The sequence below is a fragment of the Christiangramia pacifica genome (genome assembly GCF_057221535.1).
The window spans coordinates 2,362,836-2,375,866 of sequence record NZ_CM170146.1 but is presented as its reverse complement, the minus strand read 5'-3'; the positions used below and the strand labels follow the sequence as shown (position 1 = coordinate 2,375,866).

The window sequence follows — 13,031 nt, the reverse complement described above, 5'->3', positions numbered from 1 at the left end:
ATTCATATGAATGAAGTGTTTAATAATTGATGATGAGGCTACTGCCCGAATGATCATTAATCGACTGATTGAAAATAACGAGAACCTGCAAAAAGAGGAAGAATTTCCAAACGCCATGCAGGCGATCAAATATCTAAACCAGAACAACACAGATCTTATCTTTCTGGATATACATATGCCAGATTTTACCGGGTTCGATTTTATACAAACGCTCAAGAATCCGCCGAATGTAATTCTAACAACTTCAGACAGAAGTTTTGCCATTGAAGCTTTTGAATATGACTGCATCGTAGATTATCTGGTAAAACCTATCACTCAGGAACGTTTTGACAAAGCAGTTCAGAAAGCCCTCAATGCAAAACCAGTAAGTAAAGAAAAGAAGGATCCTGTTTCGGAAATGAACAAAACTGAAAATGATCTTTATGTGAATATAGATCGCAGGCTTATCAAGATAGATATTCCAAGTATTTACCTTATAGAAGCAAAGGGAGATTACATCCAGATCAAAACCTTCGATAAAAACTATACCGTACATTCCACGCTAAAAAAGATAGAAGACAAATTACCCGATGACCTGTTTTTAAAAATTCATCGATCCTTTGTGATCAATACCAAACATATCATTGATATTGAGGATAACAGTGTTCTAATTGAAAAGGATGTTGTGCCGGTGAGTCGTAGTAACCGCCCAGAATTGATGAAAAGGCTCAACTTGCTATAATCCATTCATCTACAGAAATTTTCCATTCAACAAAGCTAGGTTCAGCTTAATCGAATAATTTCTAGATCGTCGCTTTACTCAGGTAGTTTTACAGTATTAAACACCTGAATATTTAAAACTTAAGCGATGAAAAATCACAACTATGCAGTAATTATGGCCGGTGGGGTTGGTAGCCGTTTCTGGCCGGTAAGCAAACAAAGCAATCCGAAACAATTCCAGGACATCCTTGGCTGTGGAAAAACCCTTATCCAGACAACTTTTGAGCGTTTAGCCAGATTCATACCGGAAGAGAATATCTATATTTTAACCAATAGAGATTACAGAGATATTGTGAAAACACAGCTTCCTCAAGTTCGCGAAGAGCAATTGGTAATGGAACCGGTGATGCGTAATACTGCTCCTTGCATTCTACTAGCGGCCATGAAGATCTATAAGAAAGATCCTTCAGCTAAAATGCTGGTTGCGCCGAGTGATCACTGGATACAACAGGAAGATAAATTCCAGGCAGATATGGAGCTTGCCTTTGATATTGTGTCTGCTAAGAATTTATTAGTGACCTTTGGCATCCCTCCTACTTTTCCGAATACAGGCTACGGTTACATTCAGTATTCTAAAGAAAGAAATACTAAAAGTTTTCAGGTAAAGAGATTTACAGAAAAACCGGACTATGCCACTGCAGAACAATTCCTAAATGAAGGCAACTACCTGTGGAATAGCGGAATATTTGTTTGGAAAGCTTCCACGATCATGAGCAAGTTTCAAAAGCATTTGCCGGAAATGTTTGAACTATTCTCTTTGGGTGAAGATTTTTACAATACCAATGTGGAGTCCAGCTTCTTGTCTTTTAATTATAAATATGCTGAAAATATATCTATCGATTATGGGATCATTGAGAAATCTATAGATGTAAACGTTATTCCGGCTAGTTTTTCCTGGAGCGACCTGGGCACATGGTGTTCTTTGCAAAATGAATTACCAGCCGATAATGAAGCTAATACCGTAGTGAATTCTAGATTCATCCCAATGCAGGCCAGCGGAAACATTATTAGAACCGAAAAAGATAAGATCGTGCTGGTAGACGGACTGCAGGATTATATGATCCTTGAAAATAATGAAGTACTTCTGATTGTACCAAAGCAAAAGGAACAACAGATAAAAGAACTTAGACAGAGCGTGATGGAAACCTATGGCGTTCAACTTGGTTAAAACCATTCGTCGACACATCTATCATAGCTCATCGACATAAAAGTTAGCTTAACCGAAAAGCCCATAGATGATTTAGTCTGAATATTAAATTTGAGACCAGAATTATGAAAAGAATAGTACTCCTTTTTTGCCTCATTTTAGCTAAGCCTTTATCTGCCCAGGAATTTAACTTTCTGGGCGGGTATGATGCCCTGGGAGTTCCAGACTATCTGGAACCGGTAAATGATGTAATTACAGATGAAAGCATGAACATGATCTTGAATGCACTTCCTGAAGGATATCCTGTTCCGCAGTACAACCCGCACTACATTACCTCTGGCTATGATACGAACATTGAACTTGAGAAAGATGCCACGGTTTGGGTTACCTTTGTGAAAGAAGGAGCTGGTTATAAAAATGTTCTGGGATTCTATACGTATGACATTAATAACCCTATCCGAACCAAACCTACAGATAGAGAGATCACCATCATATTCCCAAATGCCTCTGAAGGCGGATACGGCGGTGGTTTACGAAAAGGGAATAAAGTAAGATTAGGAGAATTCAAGGCAGGAACAGGAATTGGCTGGGTTTTACTGGCGAATGCCTGGAATGGTTCACAGGTAACCTGGGGACACTGGCAGGTACATTCAGATCCTGATTTCAATCCTGAAGCTGACGAATCGCTGAGACATCATACCGTACTATTATCAGATCCGGAAAATGAACGAATATATCTAGGTTTTGAAGATATCAGAAGAGACTATGCATCTTGTGACCAGGACTTTAACGATGCTATCTTTTATGTAACTGCGAGCCCTTATGACGCGATTAAAACTCAAAACCTGGCCGATGTAAAAAGCGCCACAGATGTTTCTTCAGCTAACAAAGGTGGATTGGAAAGCAATGGCAAACTTGCTGCGCTAATTGCAGAAAGAAATTTCACCCGATTAAAATCATCCTACAATAAATTTGAAAAGGAACAGCAACAGAAATTTTACCAGAAATATTCCGTTAGAAAGGAAGCTGAAGGCTTTGACCTCTCCTCACTGATCCCGGAAACTGGAATGTTCGGAACAGAAACTGCCAGAGTTTCCAGTCCGGATGATCTAATGGGCATTACGAATGCAAGATCTGTATTTTCAGCTGACTATTATGCTGGCGACAAAAGAGTAGCTGCAGCTTTAATCACTCAAACGGAAGGCAGCATTTATGACCACTCAAAGGTGATTTGTGATCGCCTTAATTCCTCCAGCCTGGAAGATATTAGAACGATAGATCTTAAAGGCTATAACCTTGTAATGATCAAAATGCTTAGAGCTTCAGGCCAAATAGAATATGCAGTAAATTTTTCAGTAAGTCTTGAAGACCAACCTAAACTACACTCCTACTGGAATATTTCAGATTATCCCGAAGGTGATTATATAAATTTCCAGGTATGGGGCGGTGACATGGGCCAGGTTAGCAGTATTGCAGGTCATATTATAGATAAACTTAACGCTTATAAAACAATGCTAAGCGATAAGGAAGTCGGCAAGTACCCTACACTTTTTGTAAAACGTGGTTTTTATGAGAGTAGCCGACTTCACCTTATCGTAAAGAATAAAAATGCTGATTCTGGCTTTCTGTTGGAAGGAAACCTTCGAAAGACCGAAACCGAAGAAGAATCTGCTTTTAACAAAAACGTGCCAATAAGTTCTTCATTTGAACAGGAAGTGATCATAGAATCGGGACAATTGTTCGATATAGGATTGCAGGTGAAAGGAAATAATTCTCCGCAAGCCGATGCGCTTTATCTGGCAGATGGGCCGTGGGGACTTGATTATCTCGAATCGGAAACCAGGATAAATTCATTCGAGATTACTTCGAATACATCTGAAGCTGATCCAGCAGATTACAGGCTCGAAAGAAACGTTTGGGTAGATGGAAGTGTTTTTGGAACGACCAATATCTTCAGAAGTATTCTAGCCGGAGATCAGTCTTTTCAGGCAGGAAATTATAAAGCATTGGAATTTGACCTGAAGAATTCGTTACCTATCGAAGTAATTCTGGTTACTGAAACTTTAACTGACTGGGATGCACGTTATAGAATACAATTGAACGCAAATGAAGAAATTAATAAGTTCAACTTGAAACTTGCAGATTTCACCAACGGCTCTAATAATTATAATGGAGAAAATATCAAGGCTGTCGTATTTTCAGTGAAGGGAAATTACTCAAATTTTCAGGATTTCACAGTGAACCTGGAGGATGTAAAATTTACAAATAGCGAGATTATTCCAATTGACGTTGAAGAAAATCCAGTACTGATAGATAGCCCTGAACTCCAGGCATATAACTATCCAAATCCATTTAGAAATACCACAACCATAGTTTCTCCTATAGATGCAGAATATGCAGTCCTCAAGATCTACGATCTAACCGGAAGACAAATATGGTCCAAAGAATACAATTCAAAAACTTTTAAAAGAAGGCTGCCGGTTAACATTTCCGGAGTTGCTCCTGGAGTGTACAAAGCTCATCTGGTGATAGATGGCAGCAAAAAGTTTGCGCTTAGTTTGTTGGTTACTCACTAAGTTATTTAGGTGGTTAGGTTGAAAAGCCGGGATTAATTTCCCGGCTTTTCTCATTTCTAGTTTTCACATCATTCATTTTTTTCAATAAATCACTGTCTTTTATTAAATTAAGCCTATGAAAAAATTACTGCTACTTGCTATTGGCCTGGTTTTTATAGCTTGCCAGGACAACAAAAGAGAAGATCAATCAGAAATCTCTGAAAATTCAAATACTACAAAAGAGCTTGATAAAAAATGGTGGAAAGAAGGTATAATCTACCAGATTTATCCTCGAAGTTTTAAGGATACCAATGGTGATGGAGTTGGTGATATTAGAGGTGTGATTGAAAAACTCGATTATATAGAAAGCCTCGGCGTTTCTATGGTTTGGATGAATCCGTTTTTTGCTTCTCCAAATGTTGATAATGGTTACGACGTCAGCGATTATAGAGCGATCCAGCCGGAATTTGGAACTATGGAAGATTTTGATGAATTACTGGCTGGTTTACACGAGCGAAATATCAAATTTGTATTGGATGTTGTGGTAAACCATAGTAGCGATCAGCATGAATGGTTTCAACAGTCGAGAAGTTCTAGAGATAATATATATCGGGATTACTATCACTGGTGGCCTGCTGAAAAAGGTAAACCAAATTACAGGTATAGTTTGTTCGACGCGAAAGGTGAAGCCTGGAAATATGATGAAAAAACTAATGCCTATTACCTGCACTATTTTGCACAGGAACAACCAGATCTTAACTGGGAAAATCCGGAAGTTCGACAGGAAGTTTATGATATCATGAAATTCTGGGCAGAAAAAGGAGTTGACGGATTCAGACTGGATGCATTCCAGTATGTTTCCAAAGACACTACATTCCCTAAACTGCCGGAAGGTTATGAAAAGGACGTTATTAAATATTATGGAATGGGCCCAAACTTACATAAGTATTTGAAAGAAATGAATGAGGAGGTATTGAGTAAATATGATGTTTTTGCGGTTTCTGAAGGTGTTGGAAGCACTTTTCAGGATGCGCATGATCTTGTTGATGCCGATAGAAACGAGCTTCAGTTAGCCTATCATTTTCAGGGAATGGATGTTGGAAATAGTTTAGAAAGGTACGAGCTTTCTGAATTTAAAGAAGTCTACTCTAAATGGGACAGCGCTTTTGCTGAAAAAGGCTGGCTTTCTATTTTCCTGGCCAATCATGATGTACCTCGAATGGTGTCAAAATTTGGGAATGATTCAGAAGAATTTAGAGTTCCCTCTGCAAAAATGCTGAACACTTTTTTACTTACGATGCGTGGAACCCCATATGCCTATTTTGGTGATGAACTTGGAATGAAGAATATCGATTTTCAGAACATTGAACTATACCAGGATATTGCAGCAAGAAATGGTTATAAAAAGGCTAAAAGTGAAGGGAAGGACATGGAACTTTTCATGAAGGAATTAAATTTCCTTTCGCGTGATAACGCCAGAGTTCCCATGCAATGGAATGCTTCTGAAAATGCCGGATTCACCATAGGAACACCATGGTTACCTTTGAATGAAAATTACAAAGAAGTAAATGTAGCAGTACAGGATAAAGATCCAAATTCGGTATTGAATCATTTCAGGAATCTAACTAAACTTAGAAATGAAAATGAAATTCTTGTTTATGGAGATTACGAATTATTGCAGAAGGAACATCCAGAAATTTATGCCTACACCCGTAGTCTGAGTGATAAAAGCATGCTCATTCTGCTAAATTTCTCAGATACCAATTCCAATATAAAACTGGAAGACCAGAATGCTGAATTTCATATCCTATCTAATAATTATGACGGATTGGATCAGAAAAATGACAACTTTGATCTAAAACCGTATCAGGCTGTTATTTTAGAAATTAAATAATATCATTCTGCCCATTTAAAAATCGGGCCGGAGCTAATTAACCATCTAAAATTTAGTCCGAATTCAGTATAAGTGAATCCGGCAGCTGTAGCAGAAGCAATGTTACTGTGTCTTCCATAGGCGCTCAACTGAAACCTCGGACTAATACTATATCCAATTTTCCCATCCAGTCTGTAAGTCCCCTGTTTTGGATCATCTTCTATAAATTGAAATCCAGTTGCTGCCGTAAAACTATAGAACAGATTGGAATCCTGATCATTACCGGTTAGACTAAGAAAAATTTCAGCCGCCTGGAATTTCTCAGGACTAAAGTAAACCTCTGGACGCTGCTCCTTGAAAGTAATAAATTGATAATTTAATCCACCTTTCAAAATTGGCTTTTTCAGAAAACTATAATAAACAGAAGTAAATAATAGATCGCGGGCATTGTCATCACTTTGTTCAGTATGCATGAACTGCAAATACCAGCCAAGACCATACGAAGTGGCGTAATTATTATTCAGAAATAAATGGTTTCCTGCGATCTGCCTGTTCAAAAGTTCAGCGTTAAAATCCTGTATATCTCTTCTATACCCAATTTCCAGATCATCTCTTCTAAATGGCTTGAGTTGCGCAGAAATTGTTCCCACGAGATTAGTATATTCTGTTTGAGAAGAACTGGCATTCACAAAACCACCATCTAGTTTAAGCTTTAAAGTCGGCGAGAATCTGTAAGATAATCCTAGGTCTATCTGGTTAGAATTTGCTTCAAGATCTGTAATCTTATTCTGAGTTTCCCTGTAAGTGTATCTACCAAACATGGTAAGATCAGGAGAAACAGGTAAATTTAGTCCGGTAGCAGAAGCTACGGCAGTGTTATCACCATTATCGAAAGAATAACTTAAGTTTTCTTCTAAAACAGGAGTGTAAGATTTATCCAGTTTTTCAAGAAAGTTTTCGGCATCTTGTTGATTCTGGTAATACTTCAAGGTATTTAAAGCAGCTGAATTTGCTTTCTGTGCTTCACCCCTTGCAAAATAAGCGTTAGCAATTCCCAGATTTCCATCGAAGGAGGCAGAATCTTGATCAAGTATCATTTCATAATTCTCTATGCTTCTATTGAAATCTCCGGTATACATTCCGAGTGTTGCATCTAATGCTAAAATTCTGAGAGCCTTTCCATATTCAGACTTTAAGTTTGTGATGTAGGCATCAGCTTTATTAAATTGATTGTTCCAGATCAATGCCTGCGCGAATCTTTCTTTCGCTTTCAGAATTCTGAGCGAATCAACAGATCTTCGAGAAAGCTCCAGAGAAGTATTTGCCATTTCCAGCGCTTCCTTCTCCTCCCCTGCAATATGCTTGGCGAGGGAGATACCATTGTAAGCCGTAATACTATCGTTTAAACTGATCGCAATTTCTGAATAAACCTGTTCGGCATTTTTAGCATCCTTAAGAATCAGGTACAGATTCGCTTTATTTAAAAGACTTTCTTTATCCCCTTTAAAATCATTTAAATTTTCATCTAATAATTGTAAGGCTTTAGCATATTCTCTTTGCTGAAGATAATTATTCGCGTAGCCCAATCTTATATACTTGCGGGAAATCATCGCGTTTGGATTATCCGGCGAAACCTCTAAAGATCGATTCACCGTCACTAATGCCGGCTCATATTCTTTCAAGTTGCTTAAAGTGTTGGCATAACCCAGTAATGCACCGAAATTTTCAGGATGTTCTTCAACCAAACCTTCGTAATAAGTTTTTGCCTGCTCATATTTTTTACTCCATAAAAGCGATTCCGCATAATTTAACTGCACTTCTAGATCCTCAGGATGGTCTTGCAGAAGCTCCTCGAACAGCGAGGTAGCTTTTTCTGGGTCGCTGTTTAATCCTAATGCCCGGGCATAACATAACCTTGCTGTTTTATTTTCAGGATATTCTTCCAGTATATTTTTGAAAAATGATTCTGCTTTGGCGAATTCTCCTTTTTCAAGATTTTCAAAGCCTTTTTGCATGTCCTGAGCCTTCAGATTAAGACTGAATAATGCGATTGATGCTACTAAAATTAATCTATTCAACTTCATGGTTTAGGTGGTTTAGATTGATAATGGCAAGTTAAAACCACATCCCTCTATTTTCATCTACAGAAAAAGGTCATCCATCGAAAGAGAAAGAGTGCTCATTGGTTTTCATCTGATATTAGCGCTAGATATGAACCACAAAATTTAAAATTATGGCAATTTCAATCAAAGAAAACAACGGAACATTCGAGGTAAGCGGAAATCTTTCAGCAAACAATTCTTACCAGGTTAGAAAGTATTTTGAGATCATGATTAAAATGAAATCAAGTATTAAAATATGTCTGGCCAAACTTGACAGTATGGATATCGCAAGCGTATATGACTTTCAGGCGCTGATGAGTTTTGCGGCCAAACATGGTAAAATAGTAAGTTTTAAAGGAGCACAAAATAAGAAGATCCAGGGTGCATTTCTAGGATCAGGTTGCGACTTATTCTCATTCAATTATTTCAAGATGAGTGCCTAAAACCAGAAAACAATGATCACCTTAAAACTTTATACCTTTCAATTACGCTTAAAGGCTTCCCAAGTCTTTATGCTGAGCGCGCTTATCGTTAATATTGGCAATTATCTTTATAATCTGGCTCTAGGTAGAATCCTGGGGCCAGAGGCATTTGCCGATGCGGCGATACTCATAACCTTTCTTCTGATCCTTTCTTTCATGGCTATGACCCTGCAATTGAGCGTTGCTAAATTTACAGGTAGCTTTGATGGATATAAAAAAGAAGCTTTCCTAAAATATTCCCGAAAATGGAGTTTGATAATTGGTGCTGTTTTTGGAATCGCTATTTTTCTTCTGGCATCAGACCTGCAAAGCTGGTTCAATACCAACTCGAGCAGTATGTTCCAGATTTTCGGAATGGGAGTTCCTATTTATTTCCTGATGAGCGTAAATCGTGGTTATTTTCAGGGTGAACAGGAATTCATAAAACTCTCTATCACGTACCAGGGAGAAATGCTAAGTAGATTATTTATTACGCTGGCTTTTATATTGTTACTCCCTTTCAAGAGTTCAGAATTGGTGTCCTTGGGAATTTTAGTTTCGCTGGTACCAGGTATGCTGCCTTTTAAAAAGATCAGTCAGAAAGTTTTACCGGCTATTGATCAAAAGGAAATCGAGCATTTGAAAAAATTCGTGGTAGTGACAGCGTTCTATGAATTGACACAGATCCTGATAAATAATGGTGATATTCTACTGGTAAAACATTTCTTCAACTCCTATGATGCCGGTCTATATAGTTCTATGGCTTTAATCGGCAGAGCAGTTTATTTTGTCGCCTGGATGTTTGTAATGCTGTTATTACCGGAAGTAGTAAGACTAAAAAAGGAAGGTAGCGACACCAGGAAAATTTTCTTCAAATATTTAGGCATGATCACAGGTCTGGTAACAGGGGTTATTTTGATCAATCTATTGTTTCCAAGATTAATTATTACAATACTATTCGGTGAATCTTACATTGAAGTTGCCGGAATGCTTTGGAAGTATGCACTGGCAAGCTCCCTGTTTGCATTGGCTAACGTCTTTGTCTATTATTTTCTTTCACTTGATAAATATGTTCCAGTAGTTATCGCCGGTATATTTGGAATTTTACAATTGGCGGTAATATTCTTCAAACATGAAACCCTTGAAATGGTAGTAGAAGCGCAGATCATCGTCATGCTAATCTTACTGGTACTTCAGGCAGCTTATTTTATTTATCAGAATAAATCTACAGTTCACCGATACTAATTTTCTATCGGACGAAAATTATACAAAAGACTGAATTTCTGATAGATATTTACCTCATCAACTAATACCTAATTAAAAAACATAACTTATGAAACTAGCACTTGTAACAGCGTTCCCTCCAAGTAAAGTAACTCTAAACGAGTATGGATACCATTTAGCAAAGAACTTTGCTCAAAACGAAGACGTGGAGGAATTGATCCTTATCACAGATCACACTGAGGAGAAAAAAGAATTGGATTTTGAACATCCAAATTGCAAGATAAGCGTAAAGGATAGCTGGAAGTTTAATAGCTTAAAAAATTTCTTCAGTATTTATAAAAGCCTGATGGAAGCACAGCCAGACGCTATTATTTTTAACCTGCAATTCATGAAATTTGGAGATAAAAAGATCCCTGCTGCACTAGGACTTTTTCTACCGATGATCTTCAAATTAAAAGGTATTCCAACGGTAGTATTACTACATAATATCCTGGAACAGGTAGATCTGGGAAATGCCGGATTTACTGAAAATAAGATTCTTCAGAAAGTATTCAATACCATCGGGACCTTTTTAACCAGAGTGATATTGCAGGCAGATATGGTGGCCTTAACCATAGGAAAATATGTAGATGTTATCAAAAGTAAATATAAAGTTCAAAATGTTGTTCAAATCCCGCACGGATCTTTTGAAACACCACCTCAGCCAAACTTTGACCTACCAAAAGGACCTAAAAAGATCATGACTTTTGGAAAATTTGGCACCTATAAAAAAGTTGAAATATTAATAGAGGCTGTTGAGAAGTTAAGAAAAACAACAGATCAAGAACTAGAGATTGTCATTGCAGGTACTGACAGTCCAAATACTCCCGGCTACCTGGCTACTATGATGCAAAAATATGAACATGTTGAGAATCTAACTTTTACCGGTTATGTGGCTGAAGAAGATGTGCCAAGGATTTTCGGAGAAAGCGCCGTAGTAGTATTTCCCTATACTTCAACAACAGGTAGCTCGGGAGTTCTACACCAGGCAGGTAGCTATGGCAAGGCCGTAGTGATGCCGAACCTTGGAGATCTCGGTTTACTGGTAGAAGAAGAGGGTTACACTGGAGAATTCTTCAGACCTGGAAGTGTAGATTCATTGGCAAATTCACTGGAGCGAATTATAGAGAATGATCTTTACAGAAAGAGAATAGGCGAAATAAATTATGAAGCAGCATGTAGTCTGCCAATGGAAAAGATCGCCCAGCTCTATGTGGAGGAGTTTAAAAAACTGATGGCGACTAAAATGAAATTGAATTATGTTTGAATTTAGTTTTGATATGGTTGATGATGAAGAGCAGGGAGAGATCCCTGCTTTTTATTTGGCGATATACTGGAAAGATTTTTTCTTGGTTCCATCTGTGTCAATGAAACCAAAATATTTCTGTCTGGCCTTACGCCAGGGTAAGCTCCCAACCACAGAGCTGGGAACTTCCTCGAAATCATATAAAGTCCAGGACATGTAGCTCACATTTGCTTCATTAAAAAAAGTCTGCATTAATTCATGATATTCCGCCTGACCTTCTCTTCCGCTGCCAAAAGGATTCCAGAATCCGTCATAGGAGGAAATACCATATTCTCCCAATAATACAGGTTTCAAAGTTTCGTTTTTCAATTCAGCATAAACCTCAGGAAATTTTTCTGGATCCTGATAATAATGAAAACTAACGAAATCTAATGCATCTGATAATAGCCTGGCACTATCTGCGTTAGACCAGCCAATGGTAATTAGGTGATCTGGATCTGCCTTACGTACCTGATAGATCATATTTTCCAGCCAGTTCAAAACAAGGTCCTTACCTCTGCTATCAAAATCCAGATCTGGTTCATTCTTTATATCCCAGCCTAAAAGCGCAGGATGATCCTTCACCGCGTTTACTATCTGCCTGGCATGCTCATGGGTCAGCGTCCAGTTTAATACTGAATAATCTCCATAAAAATCGAATAGAGTAATCAATACTTTCAGCTCTTGTTTATGAGCGATATCAAGGGTTTTCTTAAGCTTTTGCAGTTTCTCAGAAGGCACATCTGCTTTCCCAAAATCTTCATATTGAATAAAAATTCGTACGGAATTTAGACCTGCATTTTTTAAAATTTTGAAATCATTTTCGATAACCTCAGCGTCAAAATTTTCGCCGAACATATCCCACGGACTTTCCTTCGGGTAGTAATTGATCCCGCTGGCATAAAATTCTTTACCTTCAATATTTATAGGGCCTTTTGATTCGTGCCAGTCCTTCCGGTTCACCCCTGGTTTATCTATCATTTCCTGAGCCTGCCTTTTTATATGACGAATCCTCCAGAAACCATCTTCCAGAAGCATCATCACCTGGTAAGATGCAGTATCTACAGTTCTTTCCAGAAGTTTGTCATTTTCATAGGCTTCAGAATATTCCACTACGTTCTTATCGTTGAAAACAACTAACTGCCCGTCTGCACTATAAAATTTTAATTCAGGATGGTGAGAGATCGTGGTTGATTTAAAGGAAATATTATTTTCTACATTAAAATCGACCATCTTGCGAATATTAACTCTGGCGCTGTCTGTATAATAATCTTCAATTCCAAAAGCCTTATTTGTTTCCAGCGATAGATTTCTAACATACCAGCTGTTCAGGTAATCTTTTTCGATCTCTGCCAGGCTTTGCTTTTCCATGGGCCTGCCTTCATAATTTGTAGTATCCCATTCAATTTCCGGAAGATATAATCGGGTACTCTTGATTTCGGTATGCAGCATGGTAGACCTGTCTGCACCTGTATTTAAAAATCCCCAGACAGAACTGATCCCAAAAATGATCAGTGCATTGGCTGCAAGAAAGCTTAAAATTAGAATTGCCCGGTAAAGGTTTTTATTGATCTTCTCCCGCATTC

The 13,031-nt window shown here is 38.0% G+C and carries 9 protein-coding genes; 7 read left to right on the top strand and 2 right to left on the bottom strand.

What is annotated here, in order from left to right; all coding sequences use genetic code 11:
* Positions 1-10 precede the first annotated feature (10 nt).
* The 4 genes from AC2S94_RS10920 (at position 11) to AC2S94_RS10905 (ending at position 6,355) form a co-directional block, all read left to right on the top strand.
* Complete coding sequence (locus tag AC2S94_RS10920; protein ID WP_484628640.1) at positions 11-721, top strand: LytR/AlgR family response regulator transcription factor; 711 nt, start codon at positions 11-13, stop codon at positions 719-721.
* 126 nt (positions 722-847) lie between these two features.
* Positions 848-1,927, top strand: a complete 1,080-nt coding sequence (locus AC2S94_RS10915; RefSeq protein ID WP_484628639.1) for a mannose-1-phosphate guanylyltransferase — start codon at positions 848-850, stop codon at positions 1,925-1,927.
* Between the two features lie 104 nt (positions 1,928-2,031).
* Entirely contained in the window at positions 2,032-4,482 is a 2,451-nt protein-coding gene (locus tag AC2S94_RS10910; RefSeq protein ID WP_484628638.1) for a DUF4114 domain-containing protein, read from the top strand.
* A gap of 115 nt (positions 4,483-4,597) precedes the next feature.
* Entirely contained in the window at positions 4,598-6,355 is a 1,758-nt protein-coding gene (locus AC2S94_RS10905; RefSeq protein WP_484628637.1) for a glycoside hydrolase family 13 protein, read from the top strand.
* Positions 6,356-6,357: 2 nt separating this feature from the next.
* Here AC2S94_RS10905 and AC2S94_RS10900 read toward each other — a convergent pair whose 3' ends face one another.
* Positions 6,358-8,418, bottom strand: a complete 2,061-nt coding sequence (locus tag AC2S94_RS10900; protein WP_484628636.1) for a tetratricopeptide repeat protein — start codon at positions 8,416-8,418, stop codon at positions 6,358-6,360.
* A 149-nt stretch (positions 8,419-8,567) separates the two neighbouring features.
* Between AC2S94_RS10900 and AC2S94_RS10895 the strand changes: the two genes are divergently transcribed.
* From AC2S94_RS10895 to AC2S94_RS10885, 3 genes are all read left to right on the top strand, one after another.
* Entirely contained in the window at positions 8,568-8,879 is a 312-nt protein-coding gene (locus AC2S94_RS10895; protein ID WP_484628635.1) for a hypothetical protein, read from the top strand.
* Positions 8,880-8,891: 12 nt separating this feature from the next.
* On the top strand, positions 8,892-10,142 hold the full coding sequence (locus AC2S94_RS10890; RefSeq protein ID WP_484628634.1) for an oligosaccharide flippase family protein: 1,251 nt from the start codon (positions 8,892-8,894) through the stop codon (positions 10,140-10,142).
* 88 nt (positions 10,143-10,230) lie between these two features.
* The gene (locus AC2S94_RS10885; RefSeq protein ID WP_484628633.1) at positions 10,231-11,427 is read left to right on the top strand and encodes a glycosyltransferase; all 1,197 of its coding nucleotides are present in this window, start codon (positions 10,231-10,233) and stop codon (positions 11,425-11,427) included.
* Positions 11,428-11,478: 51 nt separating this feature from the next.
* Here AC2S94_RS10885 and AC2S94_RS10880 read toward each other — a convergent pair whose 3' ends face one another.
* A complete protein-coding gene (locus AC2S94_RS10880; RefSeq protein ID WP_484628632.1) occupies positions 11,479-13,029 on the bottom strand; it encodes a cellulase family glycosylhydrolase in 1,551 nt (516 codons plus the stop codon).
* Positions 13,030-13,031: the final 2 nt, after the last annotated feature.

Bases quoted from the DNA above. Each gene is read 5' to 3' on its own strand.
- AC2S94_RS10900 (WP_484628636.1), bottom strand. From the start codon at position 8,418: ATGAAGTTGAATAGATTAATTTTAGTAGCATCAATCGCATTATTCAGT.
- AC2S94_RS10895 (WP_484628635.1), top strand. From the start codon at position 8,568: ATGGCAATTTCAATCAAAGAAAACAACGGAACATTCGAGGTAAGCGGA.
- AC2S94_RS10890 (WP_484628634.1), top strand. From the start codon at position 8,892: ATGATCACCTTAAAACTTTATACCTTTCAATTACGCTTAAAGGCTTCC.
- AC2S94_RS10880 (WP_484628632.1), bottom strand. From the start codon at position 13,029: ATGCGGGAGAAGATCAATAAAAACCTTTACCGGGCAATTCTAATTTTA.
- AC2S94_RS10905 (WP_484628637.1), top strand. From the start codon at position 4,598: ATGAAAAAATTACTGCTACTTGCTATTGGCCTGGTTTTTATAGCTTGC.
- AC2S94_RS10915 (WP_484628639.1), top strand. From the start codon at position 848: ATGAAAAATCACAACTATGCAGTAATTATGGCCGGTGGGGTTGGTAGC.
- AC2S94_RS10920 (WP_484628640.1), top strand. From the start codon at position 11: ATGAAGTGTTTAATAATTGATGATGAGGCTACTGCCCGAATGATCATT.
- AC2S94_RS10885 (WP_484628633.1), top strand. From the start codon at position 10,231: ATGAAACTAGCACTTGTAACAGCGTTCCCTCCAAGTAAAGTAACTCTA.
- AC2S94_RS10910 (WP_484628638.1), top strand. From the start codon at position 2,032: ATGAAAAGAATAGTACTCCTTTTTTGCCTCATTTTAGCTAAGCCTTTA.